Source organism: Streptomyces capitiformicae (assembly GCF_002214185.1).
Lineage (GTDB): Bacteria > Actinomycetota > Actinomycetes > Streptomycetales > Streptomycetaceae > Streptomyces > Streptomyces capitiformicae.
In genome coordinates this window covers 9,837,327-9,859,769 of sequence record NZ_CP022161.1, presented here as the reverse complement: position 1 = coordinate 9,859,769, position 22,443 = coordinate 9,837,327, and the positions used below count along the sequence as shown (strand labels likewise).

The following is a 22,443-nucleotide window of genomic DNA, read 5'->3' as shown; positions in this document are numbered from 1 at the left end:
GCGGCTGCGGCCGTACGTGGCTGATCGCGCAGTTCCCCGCGCCCCTTTACGGGGCGGGAGTGAGGTGACCCGGCGCCGGGGGCCCTGGCTGGAGGGGGAGCAGGGGCGGCTCCATCGGGGCGTGCCTGGGTTCCAACGCGAGGACCGCCGCCACCGGGTGGTTCTCGTCCACCGGCCGGACCTCGACCGGCGGCACCCGCGTCAGCAGCACCACCCCCCGTGCCGCCACCACCGCGAGCAGCACCCCCGCGACGCCTCCCCGCAGTCCCTCGCCGAGGAGGAACAGGCCGCCGACCGCGCAGGCGGCCACCAGGAGGGCGACCACGACGACCTGCGCGTTGAGGAGGTACACCGTCGGCCCGTACGCCTGCCCGGTGTCGACGAGTCCGGCGGTCTCCAGCATCCGCGGCGGGGCGAGCGGGAACGCCAGATGCAGCAGCAGGGCGGCGGCGGTGAGGGCGGCGAGGACCCGGCGCGCCCACACGTAGTGGGCGGGGCGCCGCAGGGGTACAGCCAGACCAGGAAGGCCGCGGTTGCCGGGAAGTGGATGGTCGCGTAGTAGACGTTCGCGACGTGGACCAGGCTGTCGCTCTGCAGCGGCGCGGACTGCACGGAGCACTCGCCCGGCAGCCCCAGGGCACGCTCCCAGCCCCACACCTCGTGGGCGTTGTGGAAGGCCTCGGCGGTGTGGCCGTTCGCCAGCAGTCGCCCGACCTTGTGGAGCAGGAAGAGCCCTGCGACGAGCAGGAGTTCACGGACGAGGGGCGGCCGCGATATCGCGGCGGGCCCTTCTTCGGCAGGCTCGGTGTGGCATTCCATCCCCGGCCCTTTCACTGACGGTGCTGGTGGCGCTGGTGGCGCTGGCTCTCACGGCGGTACAAGCGATCGATGCGCGCGGGTACCGATACGTTGTCGTACCGATACGCGGGTGCACCGATACGCGGGTGCACCGATACGACGCTGTACCGAAACGATGGAGTATCGAAACGGTCAGGTATCGACACGCCACTGTACCGATACGGAGCCGTTCCGGTACAGTGGCGTATCGAAGGGCCGATGGGCGCCGGATCGACCGAAGGAGACCAGAGCCATGACGTCGCAGGCCGCGGACCGGCCGGAGACGGCCGTCGCCTCGCGCCGCTCCAAACTCACGCCCGAGCGTGAGCAGGAGTTCTTCGACGCCGTGCTCGAACAGATCAGACAGTGCGGCTACGACTCCGTGACCATGGAGGGCGTCGCCGCGAGCACCCGGTGCAGCAAGTCCACGCTCTACCGTCAGTGGAAGACGAAGCCCCAGTTCGTGGCGGCGGCCCTGCGCGCGCGCCGCAGTGTGCGCTTCGCCGGCATCGACACCGGCACGCTCGCCGGTGACCTGCGCGAGGTGGCCCGGCAAGCAGGCGAGGGCTACGTCATCGAGGGCCGGCTGTTCCAGGCGCTCGGCCACGCCGTCGTACAGGACGAGGAGTTGCAGGCGGCCCTGCGCGGCGCGCTCGTCGAGCCCGAGATCTGCGCGCTCAGGGCGATGGTCGACCGCGCCGTCGCCCGGGGCGAGGTCCCAGCGGACCACCCGGCGCTGGAGTTCATCCCGGCGCAGATCTTCGGCGTACTGCGGGCCCGCCCGGTCCTGGACGGGCAGGACGCGGACGAGACGTACATCATCAAGTTCATGGAGGCGGCCGTGCTGCCGACGCTCGGCCTCACCTGAGACTCAGGGCGCCGTCCGCGCGATGACCGGACGACGACCTGATCGCGCCGCACCGTGGGGACGGGGGCGGCGTGCACCCGCGGCCGGGTGGGGTTCCTCTGGAGCGGAGAGGAACCCCACCCGGCCGACTCGTCGCCGGGCGCGTCGGGTCAGACCTCCTGACCGCTGCCGCCGCTGCTGATCGACGCCTCCTTGATGCCTTCGGTGATCTCGTCGATCACCGACTGCTCGGGCGCCTCGTCACTGACGTCGATGCCGAACCGGACCACGACGAGCCGCGAGGAGTCGGCCGGGGAGGGGAACGCGAGGGACTCGACGTAGCCGTCGTCGCCCTTGCTCGTGACCACCTTCCAACGGACCAGATAGCCCTTCTCGCCGGCCACGGTCACCGCCTTGGAGGCCAACTCCTCGTGCGAGCTGATCTCGCCGTACGCCTCGCTGCCGTAGGCGTCCTCGGCGTTCTTGGAGATGTCCTCCTTGGCGGCCGCCTCGGCCGTGGTGGCCTTCAGCTTCAGCAACTCGGCGGGCATCGAGTAGGCACCGCCACGCGTGCACGTCTTCGAGTTGTCGGCCGGGCATTCGTACGACGCCTCCGTCACCACCTGCGCGCCGGCCTGGAGGGGCGAGGTGACCCAGCCGTCGGGCACCGGGATGCTGATGCCGCTGGCCGCGTCGGTCGCGTACCCCTCCTCGGTCTGCGGCGGCCGGGCGGACCCATCGGGCGCCGGACTCTGACCGCCGGGACCACCGGAACCGCCCGAGCCACCCGAGCCGCCGGGCCCGCCCTGGCCGCCGGAGTTGCCGCCCGGACCGCCCTGGCCGTTCTGCCCGCCGGGGCCCTGGGACGTCGTGCTGCCCTCGCTGCCGCCGTCGCCGCTGGTCAGGGCATACACACCCACCCCGATGCTCGCCAGGACCGCCGCCGCCACGGCGACGGCTATGCCCGTGCGCAGGCCGCGCTTCGGAGCGGCGACCGGATACCCCGGATACCCCGGATACCCCGGATACCCCGGATACCCCGGATACCCGGGGTGCGGCCCGGCACCCGGCGGGAAGGCCGGGGGACCGAACCCCGCGGCCGAGCCCGCGGGCCGGATCTGGTCCGTCCACGCCTTGCCGTCCCACCAGCGCTCGGTGGCGGGCGCGTCATTCGTCTGCCCGGGGTCGGGATACCAATCGGGAGGAGTCACCTGCGTCATGGAGTCACCGTATGAGGCCGGAGTGAAAAGCGGATGAGGGGGACGGTTGTTCGCCGCGACCCGTCGGGTTCTCCCCCGACGACGAGCCGCCCCGGCGGGCGCACGCGAGGAGGGCGGCGAGTCGATGGTGGAGAAACAGCTTCGGATCACGTCCAGTTGACTGTTCATCACCTTCAACGCAGCAGGTGGGCGGCCGGATGCGTCGCCTCGCTGCCGCACGATGTCACCCGACACGGCAATACCTGCACGGACCAGCCTTCACATCGACAGCCGGAGGGCTACGCTCGATGACCTGTACGTCATTTGGGCGACCTGGGGAGGTAGCGGGATGACGGAGGACCGGCCCGAAGCGGCCGCCTCGGCTTCCCTGTGGGAGCGCGACGCGGAGATCACCGCCATCACGGAGGCGATCGACGAACTGCGCGTCGACAAGGCGTCCCCGGGCACCGTCCTGGTCTTCAGCGACGAGGCGGGCATCGGCAAGACCGCCCTCCTCACCGAGGCCCGTCGCGTCGCCGAGGAGCGCGGCTGCACGGCCTGGTACGCCCGCGGCGGCGAGACCGTCACAGCCGTCCCCTTCAACGTCGTACGACAGTTGCTGCAGCCCGCGCTGCTCGGACTGCTGGAAGAAGAGACCCGCGACTACCTCGGCGACTGGTACGACATCGCCGGACCCGCCCTGGGGCTCGCCGAACCGGGCGCGACACCCGCCGACCCGCAGGGCGTGTGCGACGGACTGGTCGCCGCCGTGAACCGGCTCGTGCGGCGCGACTGGCCGCTCGTACTGCTGATCGACGACGCCCACTGGGCCGACCAGGAGACCTTGCAGTGGCTGTCGGCGCTCTCCGACCGGCTGACCGAGATGTGCGTCCTCGTCGTGGTCGCCCACCGCCCCGGCGAGGCCACCGGCGACCGCGCCCGCCACCTCACCCGAATCGCCGCCAAGGCCCGCCCCGTCACCACGCTCAGCGCGCTCACCCCCGAGGCCACCGCCGGCATCACTCGCACCACGATCGGCGACCACGCGGACGACGCGTTCTGCCGCGAGGTGTGGGCGGTCACCGGAGGCAACCCGTACCTCACCGTCGAACTGCTCGCCAAGGTGAAGGACAGCCAACTGGACCCGGTCGAGGACTCCGCCGCGAGACTGCGCGCCCTGAACAAGGCGGCACGCGGCGACGGCCTCGTCGCCCGCCTCGAGAAACTGGGTGTCGAAGCCACCCGGTTCGCCTGGGCGGCGGCCATCCTCCACACCGGTATCACCGGGGAGATCGTGGCCCGGCTCGCCGGCCTGCCGCCGGACACGGCGGCGGAGTGCGTGGAACTGCTCACCCAGGCCCGCATTCTCACCGCACCCGATCCGGCGAACCGCCAACCGGACGACGGCGACCTGGTGTTCGTCCACCCGCTGATCGCCACCGCCGTCTACGACTCGATCCCGCCCGGCGTCCGCACCGCGTTCCACGGTGTGGCCGCGACCGTCGTCACCGAGTCCGGGCGCGGTCCCGCGGCGGCCTCCCGCCACCTCATCGAGGTACACCCGGACGGCGAGTCCGAACTCGTCGAGCAACTGCGCGCCGCCGCCACCGAACACCTCGCCGTGGGCGCCCCCGACGCGGCCCGGCGCTGTCTGGAGCGCGCCCTGAAGGAGCCGCCGGCACCGGACGTCCGCGTCCACGTGCTCTACGAACTGGGCTGCGCGACCCTCCTCACCTCACCCGCCACCACCATCGAATACCTGCGCTCGGCGCTCGCCGAACCGGGCCTCGACAGCACCGAACGCGTGGACGCCGTCTTCCGCCTCTCCCAGGCGCTGCTCCACAACAACCAGCTGGAGGAGGCCGTCCGTACCGTCGTGGCGGAAGCCGCCCGGCTGGAACCGGGGCCCGACCGGATGCGACTCCAGGCCGCGCGCTACATGTGGGAGGGCATCCACGCGGGCGAGGCACTCACACCCACCCACTCCCAGGAACTCGCCGTGCTCGCCGCCACCTGCACGGGCAGGGACAACGCCGAACGCGCGCTGCTCATCCTGCGTGGCTTCGACGCGATGGTGCGCGGCGAGAACGCCGAGGAGGTCGTCGAGTTCTGCGACCGCGCGCTCGTCAACGGCCGCCTGGCACCGGGCCTCGGCTGGACCGACTCCGAGTGGGGCATCGAACTGCTGCTGATGCTGGCCACCGCGTACGCCTATGCCGACCGGCTCGACCGGGCGGAGAGCCTCTACACGGAGGCTCTGCGCACCTATGAGTCCGCCGGGTGGACCGGCGGCCATCTCGCCATGGCCTATGCCCACGTCGGACACGGACATCGCAGGCGGGGCCGGCTCAGGCAGGCCGAGGAATCCCTGCGCAAGTCGCTGGCCTTCGCCGAGGGGGTCGGCCGTGGACTGCCCCTGCACTGGTCGACGACCTGCAATCTCGTCGACACGCTGCTCGCCCGCGGCCATGTCCAGGAGGCCTGGAAGGTCGCCGAGAAGTACGGTTTCGCACCGCCGTACCCGTCCCCCATCGTGCTGCCCGACCCCCGCTCCATTCGGGGTCGGCTGCTGCTCGCCGTCGGCCGCACCGAGGAAGGCATCAACGAACTGGAGGGCGCCGAGAAGGCCGCCAACACCCGGGGCCACCACAACACGATCGTCGCCCCCTGGGGCGGTGACCTCGCCCGAGCCCTTGCGGGCGACGACCCGCGCCGGGCCGCCGAACTCGCCCTGAGCGTCCGCAGCCGTGCCGAACGTTTCGGCACGAACACGGCCATCGGCGAGGCCCTCCGGGTCGAAGCCGCCCTCGCCACCGGCAAGCAGGCCGCCAAACTCTACGCCAAGGCCGTCACCTACCTGGCCGCCTCACCCTGCGGCTACGAGCACGCCGCGGCCCGCGTCGAATACGGCATCGCGATCCGCTCGGCCTCCGAACTCACCCGCGGCCTGACCCTGGCCGAGTCGTGCGGCGCGGACGGCCTGGTCCGACAGGCACGGGAGGCACTCGCCCGGCTCACCTGAGGAGGCACCCTCAGCCTTGCCCGGCCTCCTCCTCCGCGAGGACCCGCTGGGCCGTGGCGAAGGCCGAGTTCGCGGCCGGGACTCCGCAGTACACGGCGGTTTGGAGGAGTACGGCGCCGATCTCCTCGGGGGTGAGGCCGTTGCGGCGGGCGGCTCGGATGTGCATGGCCAGTTCGTCGTAGTGGCCGTGGGCCACGAGGGCGGTGAGTGTGATCATGCTGCGTTCGCGGCGCGAGAGGGTCGGGTCGGTCCAGATCTCGCCCCAGGCGTAGCGGGAGATGAAGTCCTGGAACCGGGCCGTGAAGGGTGATTGACGGGCCTGGGCGCGGTCCACATGCGCGTCGCCGAGGACTTGGCGGCGTACCTCCATGCCGCGCTCGGCGTAGCCGTCGAAGTGTGCGCGCAGCGCGGCCAGTACGGCCTCCGGGCGCTCAGCGGGGGCGAGGTGGGAGGCGCCGGCGATCTCCGTCAGCGACGACCCCGGGACCGCGTCCGCGATCTCCCGCAGATGCGCGGGCGGCGTCGCCGGGTCCTCGCGGCCGGCGATGAGGAGCGTGGGGGCGGTGATCCGGGAGAGGTCCTCGCGGATGTCGAACGCGGCCAGCGCGTCACAGCAGGCCGCGTACGCCTCCGGGTCGGCGTCACGGTGGTCGTCCACGAGCTCCGGCACGGTGAAACCGGGCGTGAACCAACGGGAGTTCGCCGTCTTTGCGAGTCCGGCCAGCCCCTCCCGGCGCACCAGCTCGGCGCGCTCCCGCCAGGGCCCCGCGCCGTTGAAGTGGGCGGAGGAGCAGATCACCGCGAGGGACGAGACCCGCTCCGGGTGGTGCGCGGTGAGGTGCAGACCGACCGCGCCGCCGAGGGACACACCCGCGTACGCGAACCGCTCGATGCCCAGCGAGTCCGCCGACGCGAGCACCAGGTCGGCCAGGTCGGCGACCGTCGCCCCCGGGCCGATGAGACCGGCGGGGGAGCCGCCGTGTCCCGGCAGGTCCCAGCGGACCACCCGGTGCGTGATCGACAGCTCGGGCGCCACCCTGTCCCACAGCTTGGTGGAGGTGCCGAGGGAGGGGCCGAGCAGCAGCGGGGGAGCGGAAGTCGGGCCCTCCGCACGGTGGTTGAGCAGCTTGTCGGTCAACGTCGCTCCAGGGCACGGTCGGTGAGGGCTCCGGCGGAGCCGGTGTAGCGGGTGGGGTCGGTCAGGTCCGCCAGGTCGAGGTCCTTCAACTCCGGCTCTTCGGTGAGGAGTTCACCGAGAGAGCGACCCTCGGCATGGACGCGCTCGGCGGCCCGGGTGAGCAGCTCCTTGGCGCGGGCCCGGCCGAGCACCGGAGCCAGCTCGGCGGCCAGCCGTTCGGAGACGATCAGCCCATGGGTGAGATCCAGATGCCGGCGCATGGTGTCGGCGTTCACCCGGAGTCCCCGCGTCAGTTCCACGGCGTCCCGGGCCGCGCCCCCGACCAGCCGGAGCAGATCGCGCAACGGCTCCCACTCGGCGTGCCAGGCCCCGGCCGGCCGCTCGTCCTCGGCGGCGAGCGAGCCGTACAACGTGGCCGCCAACTGGGGTGCCCGCCGGGCGGCCGCCGCGATCAGCGTGGACCGTACGGGATTCGCCTTGTGCGGCATCGCCGACGAACCGCCGCCGCTGCCCTCGGCGACCTCCGCGATCTCGGTGCGGGCGAGGGTGAGCACATCCACCGCGACCTTCCCGAGAGCCCCCGCGCTGAAGGCGAGCGCTCCGGCGAGGTCGGCGATCGGAGTGCGCAGGGCGTGCCAGGGCAACTCCGGCTCACAAAGGCCCAGTTCACGGGCGTACGCGGCGCTCAGCGCATGGCTGTCGGTCGCGCCGAAGACCGTGAAGGCCGCCAACGTGCCCGCCGCGCCCCCGAGTTGGGCGGGCAGGCTCGCCCGTACGACCGCGAGCCGGTCCCTGGCGTCCAGCACCAGTGACCGCCAGCCCGCCGCCTTCCACCCGAACGTCGTCGGTACGGCGTGCTGGGTGAGGGTCCGCCCGGGCATGGCGGTGTCCCGGTGCTCGGCGGCGAGCCGGGCCAGCGCGGCCTCCGTACGGCCGAGGTCGGCGAGGACCAGGTCGAGGGCGCGCGCGGCGACCAGCATCGTCGCCGTGTCCATGATGTCCTGGCTGGTCGCGCCCCGGTGGACGTACGGGCCGTACTCCGCGCCGACCGCCTTGGTGAGGTCCGCGACCAGTGGGATCACGGGGTTCCCGCCGCCGCGGGCGCGCTCCGCGAGCGACGATCCGTCGATGGCGCCGGTGCCGACGCCGGCCGCGGCCGTCACCGCCGTCGCGGCCTCGGCGGGGGCCAGCCCCAGCGAGGCCTGGGCCCGGGTCAGCGCGGCCTCGGCGTCGAGCAGCGCCTGGAGGTAGGCCGTGTCGCCGGTCGCGGCCGCCGCCGGGGAGCCGGTCCACCCGGGGGCGAGCAGACCGGTGTCGGGAACGTCAGCTGTCACTGGAACTCCAGGAAGACCGTCTCGCCCTCGCCCTGAAGGCGGATGTCGAAACGGTAGGTGCCGTTGCCCTGGTCCTCGGCGATCAGCGTGCCGCGGCGCGCCTCCTCCACCCGGGAGAGCAGCGGGTCCGTGGCGAGCGCCGCCTCGTCGCCCGGCAGATAGATCCGGGTGAACAGGTGCACGAGCAGGCCGCGCGCGAAAACACACGCGCTGAGGTACGGCGCGTTCCGCCCGCGCGCGCCGGGCCGCAGCGTACGCGCGACCCAGTGGCCGTTCTTGTCCGTCTGGATGCGGCCCCAGCCGGTGAACTCCAGGCCGTTGCGGCCGAGGAAGCCGCCGCTCGCAGGGTCGCGCCGCATCGAGCCGTCGACCTGCGAGACGTTGCCGTCCGGGTCGGGGCCCCACAGTTCCACGAAGGCGTCCGGCAGCGGGTTGCCCTGGCCGTCGTAGATGTAGCCCTGGAGGGAGATGGTGTCCGGGTGGCCGATCGGGGCGATGTCACCGCCGCCGGGGAACGGCAGGGCATGGCCGTAGAAAGGGCCGACCGTGTGGGACGGGGTCGGGAGCACCGTCTCGGGGCGGCTGGTGTCGATCTTCGTCATGGCAGCTCAGCGCCCTTCTTCGATCCAGGTGGCGTTCGGCCCGTCGAGCACGATGTCCCAGACGTAGCCCATCGAGAACTCCGGCACGGACAGGCTGTGGTCGTAGGTCGCCACCAGCCGCTGCCGGGCCGCGTCGTCCGTCACGGACTGGATGATCGGGTCGTACGGGAAGAGCGGGTCGCTCGGAAAGTACATCTGCGTCACGAGCCGTTGCGTGAACGCCGTACCGAAGAGCGAGAAGTGGATGTGGGCAGGACGCCAGGCGTTGAGGTGCTGGCTCCACGGGTACGGGCCCGGCTGGATGGTCGTGAAGTGGTAGTGGCCGTCGTCGTCGGTCAGCGTGCGGCCGACGCCGGTGAAGTTCGGGTCCAGCGGGGCGTCGTGCTGCTCACGCTGGTGCGCGTAGCGGCCGGCCGAGTTGGCCTGCCAGATCTCGACCAGCTGACCGCGGATCGGGCGCCCGTCACGGTCGAGGAGCCGGCCGGAGACGGTGATGCGCTCGCCGATCGGCTCGCCGTTGTGCTGCCGGGTCAGATCGTTGTCGATCTCGGTGATGTCCCGCTCGCCGAAGGCGGGGGAGTGCAGCTCCACCAGCTCCGGGTCCTTGGAGACGTCGATCGCGATCGGCGGCTGCTTCGGATGCCGCAGCACCGAGGACCGGTAGGGGGCGTAGTCGCGACGCGGCTGATGCTCGACCGGCGCGCCGTCGGCGACCCGCTTCTCGTACGCGGCACGCTCGGCCGCGATCTCCAGGTTGATGTCGTGCTGGGTGAGGGTCATGGGTGTTCCTGGGGTTCGGGGTTCTCATCGAAGTCGGGTCCCTGCCGCGCCACGATGGGCCGAAGGCCCAAAGGGGCGCGGGACTGTATCGATATGCGGCTCCACCGCGCGGGCGCGACCAGCCACAGACGGCCCGCAGCCGCAAACAGTGCTCAGCGTTCCAGTACGAGGGCGAGGCCCTGGCCCACGCCGATGCACAGCGTGGCGACGCCCACGCCGCTGCCGCGCCGGGCCAACTGGTGGGCCACCGTCCCGGCGAGCCGCGCACCGGACGCACCCAGCGGATGCCCGAGGGCGATGGCCCCGCCCTGCGGGTTGAGGATCGACGGGTCGAACTCGGGCCACTCGGCGACACAGCCGAGCACCTGCGCGGCGAACGCCTCGTTCAGCTCCAGGACCGACAGATCGCCAAATCCCTTGCCCGCCTTGGCCAGCGCACGCGTAACCGCCTCGACCGGGGCCAGACCGAAGTAGTGCGGGTCGATCGCGGACACCCCGGACGCCGAGACCCGGGCCAGCGGTTCGCGACCGGTGGCCGCCAGACCCTCCTCGTCCACCAGCAGCAGCGCGGCGGCACCGTCGTTGAGCGGCGAGGCGTTACCGGCCGTGACCGTCCCCTCGGAGGTGCGGAAGGACGGCTTCAGCTTCGCCATCGCCGCGAGGGAGGCATCGGCCCGCACACATTCGTCGGCACCGAAGACGACCGGGTCGCCCTTGCGCTGCGGGATGGAGACGGGCGCGAGCTCGGCGTCGAACAGACCCTCGGCCTGCGCCTTCGCGGCCTTCCGGTGGGAGGCGAGCGCGAACTCGTCCTGCTGCTCCCGGCTGATCTTGTGCTTGTCGGCGATGAGCTCGGCGGACTCACCCAGCGGGATGGTCCACTGCGGGTCCATCCTGGGGTTGACCATGCGCCAGCCCAGCGTGGTCGAGTACAGCTCGGTATGCCCGGCCGGGAAGGGCCGGTCGTTCTTGGGCAGGACATAGGGGGCGCGGGTCATGGACTCGACACCGCCGGCGACGGCGATCGAGGCGTCACCGAGCGCGATGGCCCGGGCCGCCTGGACCACGGCCTCCAGACCGGACGCGCACAGCCGGTTGACGGTCACGCCGGGCACGGAGGTCGGCAGGCCCGCGAGCAGCGCGGCCATGCGGCCGACGTTGCGGTTCTCCTCGCCGGCGCCGTTGGCGTTGCCGAAGTACACGTCCTCGATCCGGGCCGGGTCCAGGTCCGGGGTACGGGCGATCAGTTCGCGGATGGCGTGCGCGGCCAGGTCGTCGGGGCGCAGGCCCGCCAGAGCGCCGTTGTAGCGGCCGATCGGCGTACGCACCGCGTCGACGATGTAGACGTCCTTCAGACCGTTGCTCGGACCATCGCTCATGACTGGATCTCCTCGGGGATGCGCACCTTGGCGGCGGTCTTCGCGACGATCTCCTCGACGGTGACGCCGGGCGCCGTCTCCACCAGCATGAGGCCCTCGTCCGTCACGTCGAGCACGCCCAGGTCGGTGATGATCCGGTTCACGCACGCCTTGCCGGTGAGCGGCAGCGCGCACTCCTCGAGGATCTTCGCCGAGCCGTCCTTCGCAGTGTGCGTCATGACGACGAGGACCGTACGGGCGCCGTGGACCAGGTCCATGGCTCCGCCGATGCCGGTGATCATCTTGCCGGGGATGGCCCAGTTGGCCAGGTCGCCGCCGGCGGAGACCTGCATGGCGCCGAGGACCGCGACGTCGATGTGACCGCCGCGGATCATCGAGAACGACAGCGCCGAGTCGAAGTACGACGCGCCGGGCAGGACCGTTACGGTCTCCTTGCCCGCGTTGATCAGATCGGGGTCGACCTGGTCCTCGGTCGGGTACGGGCCGGTGCCCAGGATCCCGTTCTCGGATTCGAGGATCACCTCGACGTCGTCCGGGAGGTAGTTCGGGATCAGCGTCGGCAGACCGATGCCGAGGTTGACGTACTGGCCGTCCTGAAGCTCGCGCGCGGCGCGGGCGGCCATCTCTTCACGGTTCCAGGCCATTACTCGCTCACCGTTCCCTGCGCCGGAGGCACGGAGACCGTGCGCTGCTCGATCTTCTTGTCCGCCGCCTGCTCGGGGGTCAGGGCGATGACCCGCTGTACGAAGACGCCCGGCAGGTGTACGGCGTCCGGGTCGATCTCGCCCGGCTCGACCAGTTCCTCGACCTCGGCGATCGTCACCTTGCCGGCCATCGCCGCGAGGGGGTTGAAGTTGCGGGAGGACTTGTTGAAGACCAGGTTGCCGTGCCGGTCGCCCTTGGCCGCCCGGACCAGGGCGAAGTCGGTACGGATGCCGCGCTCCAGCACGTACTCCGTGCCGTCGAACTCGCGTACCTCCTTCGGTGGTGAGGCCAGCGCGACGCCGCCGTTGCCGTCGTAGCGCCAGGGCAGCCCGCCCTCGGCGACCTGCGTGCCGACGCCGGCCGGGGTGAAGAACGCGGGGATGCCGGCGCCGCCGGCGCGCAGCCGCTCGGCCAGCGTGCCTTGGGGGATCATCTCGACCTCCAGCTCACCGGCGAGGTACTGTCGCGCGAACTCCTTGTTCGCCCCGATGTACGAACCGGTCACCCGGGCGATCCGGCCCGCCGCGAGCAGGACCGCGAGCCCGGACTCCATGGCCCCGCAGTTGTTCGACACCACGCCGAGGCCCGAGACGCCGCGCTCGTACAACGCCTGGATCAGTACGTTCGGCACCCCGCTCAGCCCGAAGCCGCCGACGGCGAGTGTCGCGCCGTCCGGCACATCGGCCACTGCCTCAAGGGCTGTGGCGACCACCTTGTCCATCCGTGAGGCCCCATCTCGTCCGAGCGCCCGGTGACCAATTAATCAGGGCACTGAGTATTTCGGTGAAGTTTCCTTCACGCTGCCACTCGCCGGGTCCTGCGTCAAGGGCCGGGAGAAGAGTGAGGCCAGAGGCATGCACGGCTGTGGACAGGCTGCGGTCGTCTGTGGGTATCGTTCAGTGCACCAACATTTTCCAGCGCGTCAACGATTTGCCGACCCCGTCGACCAGCCGAGGAGCGCACATGGCCGCGGTGGACCTCTCCACCCACCCCGGGCACCTGGCCCGACGGCTGCAGCAGGCCCACTATCTGCTGTGGAACGTGATGGTCTCCGAGGAGATCACCTCGCCGCAGTTCGCGGTGCTCAACACGCTCGTCGCCGAGCCGGGCCTTGACCAGCGCACGGTGGGGGAGCGGGTCGGGCTCGACCGCTCCACGATGTCCGAGGTCATCAGCCGGCTCGGCCGCCGAGGCCTGCTCGACAAGGTCCGCGATCCGCAGGACGGTCGGCGGTTCCTGCTGCGTCTGACCGAGGAGGGAGTGCGTACACATCGCAAGCTCACGGTGCGGACGGCCCGGATGAACCAGGTGTTCCTGGCGCCGCTGTCCGACGGGGAGCAGGAGATGTTCTTCGAGCTCATACGGCGGGTCGCCGATGCGGCGGAGGAACTGCGCAGCCCGGCGGAGATGGCCCGTCCGTAGGCCGTCCCAAGGCCCAGTAGGCAGTCCCCCAGAGTCACTTCTTCGCGTAGACCACCCACACCTGGCCCTTCGCGAAGTTCAGCGGCTCGCCGTTCCGCGTCGTGAAGTCCGTGCCGTCCGTGGCCGTCTTCCGCTCCCAGTCCGCGTCGAAGGCGCGGCCGCCGCGCAGGATCTCCGCCCGGCCCGAGCCGACCGTCTCCGTGTAAGGGGTGTTGTTGCCCAGGAAGTCGCGGAACCGGGACTCGCGTACCGTCACGTACTGCACGACCACGGTCGACGCGGCCACCCGGGTGCCGTCCGTTGTCACGGTCGGTGTGCCGTCCATGGAGACCTGCCAGCGCTGCTCGCTCTGCGACCAGGTGAAGGTGAAGCGGGCGGCCGGGTAGCGGATCGTGCGGGAGTTCTCCCGAGTGCCACCCGTGGGGGCGGGGCCGTAGCGGAAGCCGGTGGTCAGGGCGTCGGCGCCCGGTGGGGAGTCGATCAGTCGCTCGGGGCGCAGGAAGAGGTTGTGCGGGGCGGACTTGTCGGTGCTCCGGAAGTAGGCGTCGGGGGCGTCCGAGGGGGTCGCCGCGCGCAGGGGCTCCTCGTCTATCAGGGGGAGGAGCTTGCTGTGGGCGCCGGAGAAGGCCAGCGTCGGCTCGTCGAACTGGCGCAGTAGTTCGAGGTCGGACTCCCGTGCGCTGCGCACCGGTCCCACGGTGTCCGGGAACTTCGTCGCGTAGACCGCCATCAGCCGGCTCAGCCCGCCCTCGACCTGCTCCGCGTAGACGATGTCCGCGGCGTCGAGGCCGGTCGGGGGGCGGGCGGCGCGCACGTTGTCGATCTTCACGGCGAGTACGGAACCGGCGGGGCTGGTCGTGACCTGGTCGTCGCGGGGTTTCGGGCTCGTACCACGGCCGTCGTCGTTCGAGCCGTTGGCGGTGCAGCCCGCCAGCAGGGTGCCCGCCGTCAGGGCGGCGAGCAGCGCCCCCGTCACCCCGCCGCGCCGCCTCCGTCGCGCGCTGAGACCTATGCCCACTGTGGCCATCCTGTTCCGCGTTTGTCTTTTATTGTGCGCTTAATCATTCATAGATAGCCATACTTGCTTGTTTATGGCTTCGGTCTGGGGGTGGGGCGGTTCGGGGATGGGGCCGCGGGTACTCGTGCCGGATCTGCTGGGCCGAGGCGAGGGACGGGAGTGTGTCGCGATGAAGGCAGTGACATGGCAGGGCAGGCGGGACGTACGCGTGGAGACCGTGCCCGACCCGGTGATCCAGGAGCCGACGGACGCGGTCATCCGTATCACCTCGACCGGGCTGTGCGGCTCCGACCTGCACCTCTATGAAGTACTCACTCCGTTCATGACGCCCGGCGACATCCTCGGCCACGAACCCATGGGGATCGTCGAGGAGGTCGGCGCCGGTGTGCCGGACCTGGCGGCGGGGGACCGGGTTGTGGTGCCGTTCCAGATCGCCTGCGGCACCTGCTGGATGTGCCTCACCGGGCTGCCGACTCAGTGCGAGACCACCCAGTGCACGGGCGAGGGCATGGGAGCGGCCCTGTTCGGCTACACCCGGCTGTACGGCGCGGTGCCGGGTGGGCAGGCCGAGTACCTCCGCGTCCCGCAGGCGCAGTTCGGGCCGATCAAGGTGCCGGAAGGGCCGCCGGACGACCGGTTCGTGTACCTCTCCGACGTGCTGCCCACCGCATGGCAGGCGGTCGAGTACGCGCACGTCCCGCCCGGCGGCAGCGTCGCCGTGCTCGGCCTCGGGCCCATCGGCGACATGGCCTGCCGGGTCGCCCAAGTGCGGGGCGCCGAGCAGGTGTTCGGGGTCGACCTGGTGTCCGAGCGACTGAGCCGGGCGAGCGAACGGGGCGTCGAGGTCTACGACCTCAGGGACTTCGACAGCCAGAAGGAACTCGTCACCGCACTCCAGGACCGCACCGCCGGGCGCGGCCCCGACGCGGTGATCGACGCCGTCGGCACCGAGGCCCACGGCAGCGCGGCCGCCCGGCTCGCCCAGACCGCCACCGGACTGCTGCCCCGGGCCATCGGCGCGCGGTTCGCGGAGCATCTGAGCGTGGACCGGCTGGCCGCCCTCCACACGGCCATCGACCTCGTACGGCGCGGCGGCACCATCTCCATCTCCGGGGTGTACGGCGGCACGGCCGACCCATTGCCGCTGCTCACCATGTTCGACAAGCAGGTCTGCCTGCGCATGGGCCAGGCCAACGTCCGCACCTGGAGCGACGACATCCTGCCCCTGCTCACGGACGAGGACCCGCTCGGCGTCGACTCCTTCGCCACCCACCGCCTGCCACTCTCCGAGGCACCGCACGCCTACGCGATGTTCCAGCGGAAGCAGGACGGTGCGGTGAAGGTGCTCATGGAGCCCTGACCGAGGGAACCCTGAGAGAGGGAGCCCTGGGAGCGGGAGTTCTACTCCTCTGGCACGATGCGCTCGACCGCTGCCGTCACCAGCAGTTCGCGCTCCGCCTCCGTGAAGACGTCCGGCAGGGTGAGCTGCTCGACGATCAGCCAGTTCAGCGTCAGGATGAGCAGCTTGACGGCCATGGCGTCACCGGGGAGGCCGGACGCCTCGTGGTAGGCGACGTTGGCGTCGACGTCTGCGCGGACCCGCGCGGTGAGGACCTTGCGCAGTTCCGGGCGGCGAGTGGCCTCGAGCCGGAGTTCGAGCAGCGCGAGGTAGCCCGTGCGGAATGAGGCGACCCGGCCGACGAGTTCACGCATCAACTCCACATAGGTCTCCCGGTCGCGGCCGGCCGCCTGCTGGCGGGCGATCGTGGCCTCGTCGGGCTGGAGCCGCTCATAGACCCGGGCCCCGGCCTGGGTGAGCAGGTCGTCGCGGTTGGCGAAGTAGTTGGACGCGGTGCCCGCCGGTACGGCCGCCTCGGTGTCCACCGCCCGGAACGTCAGGCCCCGGGCACCTTCCCTGGCCAGCACCTCGATCGCGGCGTCCACGAGCGCGGCGCGCCGCTGGTCGTTCCTTCTCACCATGGACCCATTCCTCCTTCACCGTTGACACCACTCCAACTGTAGTACTACGTTCTAACCACTTCAGTCAGAGTACTACGTGTGGAGTTACCAGAATGCGAAAGCTCGTGTACTACGTGGCCGTCTCCCTCGACGGCCGTATCGCCGGCCCCGGCGGTGAGTACGACTTCTTCCCGGGCGGCGACGAACAGCAGCACGCCGCCTACAGCGCCTGGACCAACGGGCTGTACCCCGAGACGGTCCCGACCGCCATGCGCGCCGCCGTCGGACTCACCGACGCGCCCAACCGGCACTTCGACACGGTCGTCATGGGCCTCGGCGCCTACCGCCCCGCCCTCGACGCGGGGATCACCAGTCCGTACGCGCACCTGCGTCAATACGTGGTGTCCAGCACCCTCGCCCCCGACACCGACCCGGCCGTCACCGTCGTCTCCGACGACCCGCTCGCCCTTATACGCGAGCTCAAACGACAGGAATCCACGAACATGGACATCTGGCTCTGCGGCGGCGGCAAGCTCGCCGGCGCGCTCCTGCCCGAGCTCGACGAACTGGTCATCAAGAACTACCCCGTCGTCGCCGGCGCCGGAATCCCGGCCTTCGACGGCGCCTTCGATCCCACCGTCTTCGAGGTCGCCGAACGCACCGCCTTCCCCAACGGCGTGACTCTCACCCACCTCACCCGCCGCTAGGGCGTGTTGCGAAAGTCCCGTCGTCCGCCCGGAGGGCGGACCGGGCGGCGTCATGGGGATCCCCCGCTCGAGCGAAGCCGAGAGTGGGGGAGCGTGCATGGCGTCGCGAGGCAGACGGGAATGTGACGACAGGCCCTAGGGTCCGAGGATCTCCGTCAAGTCGTAGTTCACCGGCTCCTCCAGCTGGGCGTAGGTGCAGCTCTCGGCGGTGCGGTCGGGGCGCCAGCGGCGGAAGCGGGCGGTGTGGCGAAAGCGGACGCCGTTCTCCATGTGGTCGTACGCCACCTCGGCGACCCACTCGGGCCGCAGTGGCACCCAGGAGAAGTCCTTCTTCGTCGACCAGCGGCTCGGCGCGCCCGGGAGCCGGGCAGTCTCATGGGCCGCCTCGTCGGACCAGGCCGCCCACGGGTGCTCCTCGACGTCCTCCATCCGCAGCGGCTCCAACTCCTCCACCAGCTCCGCCCGCCGCTTCATGGGGAACGCGGCGCACACTCCCACGTGCTGGAGGGTGCCCCCCTCGTCGTACAGACCGAGCAGCAGTGAGCCGACCACCGGCCCGCTCTTGTGGAGGCGGTACCCGGCGACCACCACATCCGCCGTGCGCTCATGCTTGATCTTGAACATGGCCCGCTCGTCCTGCCGGTAGAGCAGATTGAGCGGCTTGGCGATCACCCCGTCCAGTCCGGCGCCCTCGTACTGCTCGAACCATTGCTCGGCCAGCTCGCGGTCCGTGGTCGCCGGGGCGAGATGGACGGGCGCCGTGGTCTCGGAGAGGGCCAGCTCCAGCAGCGCGCGTCGGTCGGTGAGCGGGACCCTCAGCAGCGACTCGTCGTTGAGGGCGAGCAGGTCGAACGCGACAAAGGAGGCGGGGGTCGTCGCGGCCAGCATCCGGACCCGGGAGTCCGCCGGGTGGATGCGCTCCGTCAACGCGTCGAAGTCCAGCCGGCCCTCCCGGACGATCACGATCTCGCCGTCCACCACACAGCGCTCCGGCAGCCGTTCCCTGAGCGCCTCCACCAGCTCGGGAAAGTACCTGGTCAGCGTCTTGCCGGTGCGGCTGCCGAGCTCCACCTGGCCGCCGTCGCGGAACACGATCGCCCGGAACCCGTCCCATTTCGCCTCGTAGTGCATGCCGGGCGGGATCTTCGCGACGGACCTGGCGAGCATCGGTTTCACGGGCGGCATCACCGGCAGATCCATGTTCCGATTCTGCGACCCCACGGTGAGATTCGCCCGGTATGCGCCTTCTCTTCGTTCCACCTACCGTGGCCGCATGGGTGATGCGGTGGAGTTGGAGGCGGCGGGGCGGACGGTTCGGCTGTCCAGCCCGGACAAGGTGTTCTTCCCGGAGCGCGGTTTCACCAAGCTGGACCTCGCCCGGTACTACCTCGCCGTCGGCCCCGGCATCCTACGGGCCCTGCGCAACCGGCCCACCACCCTGGAGCGGTACCCGGACGGGGTCACGGGCGAGAACTTCTTCCAGAAGCGCGCCCCCAAGAGCATGCCCGGCTGGATCCCCACCGCCCACATCACCTTCCCCAGCGGCCGCAGCGCCGACGAGATGTGCCCGACCGAGGTGGGCGCCGTTCTGTGGGCAGCGCAGTTCGGCACGCTCACCTTCCACCCGTGGCCGGTCCGCCGCGACGACGTCGACCGGCCCGACGAACTCCGCATCGACCTCGACCCACAGCCCGGCACCGACTACGACGACGCCGTCCGCGCCGCCCATGAACTCCGCACCGTCCTCCACGACTACGGCGACCTGCGCGGCTGGCCGAAGACCTCCGGCGGCCGCGGCCTGCACGTCTTCGTGCCGATCGCACCGCACTGGACCTTCACCCAGGTCAGACGCGCCGCCATCGCCGCCGCCCGGGAGCTGGAACGCCGGATGCCGGACCACGTGACGACGGCCTGGTGGAAGGAGGAACGCGGCCAGAAGATCTTCGTCGACTACAACCAGACCGCCCGGGACCGCACGATCGCCTCCGCCTACTCCGTACGACCCCGCCCGCACGCCCCCGTCTCCGCGCCCCTCACCTGGGACGAGGTGGGCGTCGCCGTGCCCCGCGACTTCGACCTGGCCACCATGCCGGTGCGCTTCGCGGAACGGGGCGATGTACATGCCGACATGGACGACCATGCGTACTCCTTGGAGGCCCTGCTGGAGCTTGCCGCCCGTGATGAACACGACCATGGGCTCGGTGATCTGCCGTATCCGCCGGAGTATCCGAAGATGCCGGGTGAGCCGAAGAGGGTGCAGCCGAGTCGGGCCAGGAAGCCGTGAGTCGGTCGGCCCTTCAGGGCGCTGCCGAACTGGCCAACGTTGCCTGTATTCGGCGGCAGTCCCTCAGCAACTCCTCGTCCGCCGTGATGTCTTGGCGTGGTCTCGTCGCCAACCCGTCGTTGTGGTGGCGGCGTGGGGAGGCCAGCTCTGCCTGAACGAGGGGGAGGGCCGGGCTTGCGGTGGTGCCCATTTCGGTGAGGCAGGCGGCTATGGCCGGTCGGAACTTCGGGTCGGTGCTCCAGTGGTGGAGGAGGCGGGGCAGGGCCTCGTCGGTGTCGACGGTCACCTTCCAGAGGGTGATCGCCGCGCGGGCGCCCCCGTCCGCCGCGCGCACGATGTCGCCCAGGGGCGCTGCCGCCGGGCCCAGCGATCCGAGCAGTTGGAGGGTGAGGTCGCGGGTGGCGGCGTCCTCGGACTCCACGCCGGCGCGGAGGGCCGACAGCGCCGTCCCGGTGTCACCGGTCGCCGCCCACAGGGCGTGGGCCGCTGCCAGCCGGTTCCCGGGGGAGACGGCGGCGGAGGCCAACTTCCGCAGCAGCGGGGCCGTCGGGGCGGCCACCTCGCCGTACCGGGCCAGAGCCCGCAGTACGTACCACTGGGTCATCTGGCCTTCCCGGCCTTCCCGGAGTCGGCCGACGAGTATCCCCAGCGACTCGGCGTGGGCTAGTAGTGCTTCGTTAGGTTGTGGGCTGTCTGCGGCTGCTCCGAGGGCTGGGCAGGGGGTGTCCGCAGGTGGTGCAGGTGTGACCCTCGTCGGGCCGACCAAGGCCAGGCCGACCCGCCGGAAAACAACCTAAATCACCGGTATTGCATCTAGCCGGCCACCCCTACTCCCACTCCGCGAGCACCCGCCGTACCCGGTCGTACGTGCGCCGCCAGGGCAGGGCGGACGGTGAGGACGATGCTGCACGCGTCCGAGCTGGTGGTCTACGACGGCCAGCAGGAGGTCGCCCGCCATGAACGGCTGATCGCCAAGGGGCGGGCTGGGCTGGATCTGGACCACTACCTGGAAGCCCTGGTCCGCAAGCACGGTGCGTTTCCCGGCGCCACCGCCCTCGAACAGGCCCGTTCTGCAGGGAAGTTCACGCCGGTCCATGACGCCTGGTGGGCGGCGGCGAAGGCTGCCCATGGCGAGCGGGAGGCCACCCGGGCCCTGATCGAGGCCCTGCTGATGGGCCGCCACGTCCCCCACGAACATCTGGTCGCCGGACCTGCCTCCGCTGTGCGGGCCGGCGCTCTGACTGCAGACGCCGTCGCCCTGGAGCCTGGGAGACGGCGCTCTGACCGCAGACGCCGTCGCCCTGGAGGCCCGGAAGGCGGCCGAAGCCGACGGGGTCGCGGCTCCTGCTGTCCCCGTGGAGCCGGAACGGACGAACGTGACCTCCCTGACCGAACGGCGGCTGGCGCAGCGGCCGCCCGACACCCGGCCGCTGCCTTCGGTCGCGGCCTACGACCAGCGGCTGAGAGCCAGGCAGGTGGCCGACCGCCCCGCTGACATAGGGAGGGATGCCGTGACACTCAAACGCCACCGCGGGCTGACCGAACACGTCGCTACTGCCGCCGTCGACCAGGCATGCCGCCTGCTCAGGCTGCCCACCGTTCGGGCCCAGTTCCCCGAACTGGCCGAAGCAGCCGCCCGGGACCAGATGTCCTAGCGCGGGTTCCTCGCCGTACTGCTGATGGCCGAGTGCGACGACCGGGCCCGCCGCCGCTCCGAACGGCGCATCAAGGCGGCGTAGTTCCCCTGGGAGAAATCGCTGCGGGCCTTCGACTTCGAGGCCAACGGGAACATCGACGCTGCGGTCATCCACACCCTGGCGACCTGCGAACGGCTCAAGAAAGGCCTGCCACTCTGTCTGATCGGCGACTCGGGCACCCGTAAGTCCCACCTGCTGATCGCGCTCGGGACCGAGGCCGCCATGGCCGGCGTCCGTGTCCGCTACACGCTCGCCACCAAGCTGGTCAACGCGCTCTTCGAAGCAGCGGACGAGAAGATCCTGACCGAGACGATCGCCCGCTACGGGCGCGTTGATCTTCTCTGTATGCGAACAGCGTCGCCATCGCCTCCAACGAGTCGTTCGGTGGGTGGACCAAAACGTTCACCGATCCCCGACTCTGCGCGGCCATCGTCGACCGCCTCACCTTCGGCGGGAACATCACCGAGACCGGCACGGAATCCTACCGACTCGCCAGCGCCCGGGCCGCCCGGGCCCAGGACACAAGCGCGGGATGAAGTACTGCGAAAGAGGCAGTGAACACTTCTTGTCAGCACCGACCATCCCCACTGGGAGCAGGACAGCCCCGGGGACGCGCCGTGGACCGGCTGAGCGAAGACAGTTGCGGTACCGGCCCAGCCGGTTCGGCCGGGGGCTGGTCCGCCCGGACGTCGTATCCGTCGGGCTCATCGTCCCCGACGTGGTCAACCCCTTCTTCCCGGAGTTCGTGGCAGGAGTGATTGCGGCCGCGGACGAACGCGACTGGCAGGTGCTCGTGGCCAGCACCGAGAACGATCGGTCCCGGGAGCTGACCTTGGTCCGCTCACTCGGCCAACAGGTTGACGCTCTTGTCGGCTACATCAGCCATCCCGATGCGCAGCTCGAGCCGTACGTGGGCACCGTGCCGCTGGTTCTGGTCGATCGAGGGCTGGACTCGTCGAACCACGCGGTGGTCCACATCGACACCGCGGCCGGAATCCGGGCCGGGATGCAGCACCTCATCGACCGGGGTCACCGCCGGATCGGCATGATCGACTGCGAGTGCGTGAGCGCCCCGATGGTCCGGCGACGCACCTTCCTCGAAGTCGTCGGCGAACATGCGCTGCCCGTCGACGAGGGCTGGGTTGTCATGGGTGAGCAGTCCCCGGCCGGGGGCGCCGCCGCGTTCGAGGCGCTGTACGCCGCGCGCCCAGATCTCACCGCCGTGGTCGCCTTCAACGACCTGGTTGCGATCGGCGCGCTCCGGGCCGCCCGCCGGCTCGGCGTCCAAGTACCGGGCGACTGCGCACTGGTCGGCTACGACGGGCTGAGCGTCGTCGATCTGGTCGACCCGCCACTGACCACCCTCCACCTCGACAAGCGACGGCTGGGCGAACTGGCCATCCACCAAGTCGACCAACTCCTCGCAGGCGAACTGCCACCCCCTATCGTCCTGACACCAAGCTTGAATGTCCGCGGCACGACGTGACCCACCTTTGACCTCGATCCGTCAGCG

Annotated in this window: 20 protein-coding genes and 3 pseudogenes; 10 read left to right on the top strand and 13 right to left on the bottom strand. The window is 70.9% G+C overall.

Features of this window, described 5'->3' with window-relative positions:
* Positions 1-46: 46 nt before the first annotated feature.
* A pseudogene (locus CES90_RS52280) lies at positions 47-819 on the bottom strand (phosphatase PAP2 family protein).
* A gap of 271 nt (positions 820-1,090) precedes the next feature.
* Here CES90_RS52280 and CES90_RS44340 point away from each other — a divergent pair.
* Positions 1,091-1,705, top strand: a complete 615-nt coding sequence (locus CES90_RS44340; RefSeq protein ID WP_189788219.1) for a TetR/AcrR family transcriptional regulator — start codon at positions 1,091-1,093, stop codon at positions 1,703-1,705.
* 149 nt (positions 1,706-1,854) lie between these two features.
* Here the strand turns inward: CES90_RS44340 and CES90_RS44335 are convergent, their stop codons facing one another.
* Positions 1,855-2,904, bottom strand: a complete 1,050-nt coding sequence (locus CES90_RS44335; RefSeq protein WP_189788220.1) for a DUF2510 domain-containing protein — start codon at positions 2,902-2,904, stop codon at positions 1,855-1,857.
* Positions 2,905-3,232: 328 nt separating this feature from the next.
* Between CES90_RS44335 and CES90_RS44330 the strand changes: the two genes are divergently transcribed.
* Positions 3,233-5,905 (top strand): ATP-binding protein, encoded by a 2,673-nt coding sequence (locus tag CES90_RS44330; RefSeq protein ID WP_189788221.1) that lies wholly within the window; start codon positions 3,233-3,235, stop codon positions 5,903-5,905.
* Between the two features lie 10 nt (positions 5,906-5,915).
* Here the strand turns inward: CES90_RS44330 and pcaDC are convergent, their stop codons facing one another.
* The 7 genes from pcaDC to CES90_RS44295 form a co-directional block, all read right to left on the bottom strand.
* Positions 5,916-7,043: a bifunctional 3-oxoadipate enol-lactonase/4-carboxymuconolactone decarboxylase PcaDC gene (gene pcaDC, locus CES90_RS44325; RefSeq protein WP_189788222.1), complete on the bottom strand. Its 1,128-nt coding sequence runs from the start codon at positions 7,041-7,043 to the stop codon at positions 5,916-5,918.
* Positions 7,040-8,377, bottom strand: coding sequence for a 3-carboxy-cis,cis-muconate cycloisomerase (gene pcaB, locus CES90_RS44320; protein WP_189788223.1), 1,338 nt, complete (start codon positions 8,375-8,377; stop codon positions 7,040-7,042). The genes pcaDC and pcaB overlap by 4 nt, the downstream gene beginning before the upstream one ends.
* Positions 8,374-8,979, bottom strand: coding sequence for a protocatechuate 3,4-dioxygenase subunit alpha (pcaG, locus tag CES90_RS44315; protein ID WP_189788224.1), 606 nt, complete (start codon positions 8,977-8,979; stop codon positions 8,374-8,376). The genes pcaB and pcaG overlap by 4 nt, the downstream gene beginning before the upstream one ends.
* A gap of 6 nt (positions 8,980-8,985) precedes the next feature.
* Positions 8,986-9,759, bottom strand: a complete 774-nt coding sequence (gene pcaH / locus CES90_RS44310) for a protocatechuate 3,4-dioxygenase subunit beta (protein ID WP_189788225.1) — start codon at positions 9,757-9,759, stop codon at positions 8,986-8,988.
* A 152-nt stretch (positions 9,760-9,911) separates the two neighbouring features.
* A complete protein-coding gene (locus CES90_RS44305; RefSeq protein ID WP_189788238.1) occupies positions 9,912-11,114 on the bottom strand; it encodes a thiolase family protein in 1,203 nt (400 codons plus the stop codon).
* A gap of 20 nt (positions 11,115-11,134) precedes the next feature.
* Positions 11,135-11,782, bottom strand: a complete 648-nt coding sequence (locus tag CES90_RS44300; protein ID WP_189788226.1) for a CoA transferase subunit B — start codon at positions 11,780-11,782, stop codon at positions 11,135-11,137.
* Positions 11,782-12,564 (bottom strand): CoA transferase subunit A, encoded by a 783-nt coding sequence (locus CES90_RS44295; protein ID WP_189788227.1) that lies wholly within the window; start codon positions 12,562-12,564, stop codon positions 11,782-11,784. Before CES90_RS44295 ends, CES90_RS44300 begins: the two co-directional genes overlap by 1 nt.
* Before the next feature lie 242 nt (positions 12,565-12,806).
* On the opposite strand from CES90_RS44295, the gene CES90_RS44290 reads away from it, so the two are divergent.
* Entirely contained in the window at positions 12,807-13,265 is a 459-nt protein-coding gene (locus CES90_RS44290; RefSeq protein ID WP_189788228.1) for a MarR family winged helix-turn-helix transcriptional regulator, read from the top strand.
* A 34-nt stretch (positions 13,266-13,299) separates the two neighbouring features.
* Here CES90_RS44290 and CES90_RS44285 read toward each other — a convergent pair whose 3' ends face one another.
* The gene (locus tag CES90_RS44285; protein WP_189788229.1) at positions 13,300-14,292 is read right to left on the bottom strand and encodes a DUF3048 domain-containing protein; all 993 of its coding nucleotides are present in this window, start codon (positions 14,290-14,292) and stop codon (positions 13,300-13,302) included.
* Positions 14,293-14,452: 160 nt separating this feature from the next.
* Between CES90_RS44285 and CES90_RS44280 the strand changes: the two genes are divergently transcribed.
* A complete protein-coding gene (locus tag CES90_RS44280; RefSeq protein WP_189788230.1) occupies positions 14,453-15,643 on the top strand; it encodes a zinc-dependent alcohol dehydrogenase in 1,191 nt (396 codons plus the stop codon).
* 41 nt (positions 15,644-15,684) lie between these two features.
* On the opposite strand, the gene CES90_RS44275 is transcribed toward CES90_RS44280, so the two are convergent.
* The gene (locus CES90_RS44275; RefSeq protein ID WP_189788231.1) at positions 15,685-16,263 is read right to left on the bottom strand and encodes a TetR/AcrR family transcriptional regulator; all 579 of its coding nucleotides are present in this window, start codon (positions 16,261-16,263) and stop codon (positions 15,685-15,687) included.
* Positions 16,264-16,355: 92 nt separating this feature from the next.
* Between CES90_RS44275 and CES90_RS44270 the strand changes: the two genes are divergently transcribed.
* Complete coding sequence (locus CES90_RS44270) at positions 16,356-16,949, top strand: dihydrofolate reductase family protein (RefSeq protein WP_189788232.1); 594 nt, start codon at positions 16,356-16,358, stop codon at positions 16,947-16,949.
* 135 nt (positions 16,950-17,084) lie between these two features.
* Here the strand turns inward: CES90_RS44270 and CES90_RS44265 are convergent, their stop codons facing one another.
* The gene (locus CES90_RS44265) at positions 17,085-18,149 is read right to left on the bottom strand and encodes an ATP-dependent DNA ligase (protein ID WP_189788233.1); all 1,065 of its coding nucleotides are present in this window, start codon (positions 18,147-18,149) and stop codon (positions 17,085-17,087) included.
* A gap of 73 nt (positions 18,150-18,222) precedes the next feature.
* Here CES90_RS44265 and ligD point away from each other — a divergent pair, with 73 nt between their 5' ends.
* Entirely contained in the window at positions 18,223-19,233 is a 1,011-nt protein-coding gene (ligD, locus tag CES90_RS44260) for a non-homologous end-joining DNA ligase (RefSeq protein ID WP_189788234.1), read from the top strand.
* A 13-nt stretch (positions 19,234-19,246) separates the two neighbouring features.
* Here the strand turns inward: ligD and CES90_RS44255 are convergent, their stop codons facing one another.
* Positions 19,247-19,837 carry a hypothetical protein gene (locus CES90_RS44255; protein ID WP_189788235.1) on the bottom strand — a complete coding sequence of 197 codons (591 nt, stop codon included), beginning with the start codon at positions 19,835-19,837 and terminating at the stop codon, positions 19,247-19,249.
* 297 nt (positions 19,838-20,134) lie between these two features.
* Between CES90_RS44255 and CES90_RS50765 the strand changes: the two genes are divergently transcribed.
* The 4 genes and pseudogenes from CES90_RS50765 to CES90_RS44240 all read left to right on the top strand — a co-directional run bounded on the left by CES90_RS50765 (position 20,135) and on the right by CES90_RS44240 (position 22,416).
* Complete coding sequence (locus CES90_RS50765) at positions 20,135-20,728, top strand: DUF5395 domain-containing protein (protein ID WP_229914505.1); 594 nt, start codon at positions 20,135-20,137, stop codon at positions 20,726-20,728.
* Between the two features lie 16 nt (positions 20,729-20,744).
* Positions 20,745-21,275: pseudogene (locus CES90_RS44245) on the top strand (ATP-binding protein); the annotation flags it as partial.
* A gap of 5 nt (positions 21,276-21,280) precedes the next feature.
* Positions 21,281-21,466, top strand: a pseudogene (locus CES90_RS52275) (ATP-binding protein); the annotation flags it as partial.
* A gap of 104 nt (positions 21,467-21,570) precedes the next feature.
* Entirely contained in the window at positions 21,571-22,416 is an 846-nt protein-coding gene (locus tag CES90_RS44240; protein WP_229914506.1) for a LacI family DNA-binding transcriptional regulator, read from the top strand.
* The last annotated feature ends 27 nt before the right edge of the window (positions 22,417-22,443 follow it).

Bases quoted from the DNA above. Each gene is read 5' to 3' on its own strand.
- CES90_RS44340 (WP_189788219.1), top strand. From the start codon at position 1,091: ATGACGTCGCAGGCCGCGGACCGGCCGGAGACGGCCGTCGCCTCGCGC.
- CES90_RS44335 (WP_189788220.1), bottom strand. From the start codon at position 2,904: ATGACGCAGGTGACTCCTCCCGATTGGTATCCCGACCCCGGGCAGACG.
- CES90_RS44330 (WP_189788221.1), top strand. From the start codon at position 3,233: ATGACGGAGGACCGGCCCGAAGCGGCCGCCTCGGCTTCCCTGTGGGAG.
- pcaG (WP_189788224.1), bottom strand. From the start codon at position 8,979: ATGACGAAGATCGACACCAGCCGCCCCGAGACGGTGCTCCCGACCCCG.
- pcaH (WP_189788225.1), bottom strand. From the start codon at position 9,759: ATGACCCTCACCCAGCACGACATCAACCTGGAGATCGCGGCCGAGCGT.
- CES90_RS44300 (WP_189788226.1), bottom strand. From the start codon at position 11,782: ATGGCCTGGAACCGTGAAGAGATGGCCGCCCGCGCCGCGCGCGAGCTT.
- CES90_RS44295 (WP_189788227.1), bottom strand. From the start codon at position 12,564: ATGGACAAGGTGGTCGCCACAGCCCTTGAGGCAGTGGCCGATGTGCCG.
- CES90_RS44290 (WP_189788228.1), top strand. From the start codon at position 12,807: ATGGCCGCGGTGGACCTCTCCACCCACCCCGGGCACCTGGCCCGACGG.
- CES90_RS44285 (WP_189788229.1), bottom strand. From the start codon at position 14,292: ATGGCCACAGTGGGCATAGGTCTCAGCGCGCGACGGAGGCGGCGCGGC.
- CES90_RS44280 (WP_189788230.1), top strand. From the start codon at position 14,453: ATGAAGGCAGTGACATGGCAGGGCAGGCGGGACGTACGCGTGGAGACC.
- CES90_RS44275 (WP_189788231.1), bottom strand. From the start codon at position 16,263: ATGGTGAGAAGGAACGACCAGCGGCGCGCCGCGCTCGTGGACGCCGCG.
- CES90_RS44270 (WP_189788232.1), top strand. From the start codon at position 16,356: ATGCGAAAGCTCGTGTACTACGTGGCCGTCTCCCTCGACGGCCGTATC.
- CES90_RS44265 (WP_189788233.1), bottom strand. From the start codon at position 18,149: ATGGATCTGCCGGTGATGCCGCCCGTGAAACCGATGCTCGCCAGGTCC.
- ligD (WP_189788234.1), top strand. From the start codon at position 18,223: ATGGGTGATGCGGTGGAGTTGGAGGCGGCGGGGCGGACGGTTCGGCTG.
- CES90_RS44255 (WP_189788235.1), bottom strand. From the start codon at position 19,837: ATGACCCAGTGGTACGTACTGCGGGCTCTGGCCCGGTACGGCGAGGTG.
- CES90_RS50765 (WP_229914505.1), top strand. From the start codon at position 20,135: ATGCTGCACGCGTCCGAGCTGGTGGTCTACGACGGCCAGCAGGAGGTC.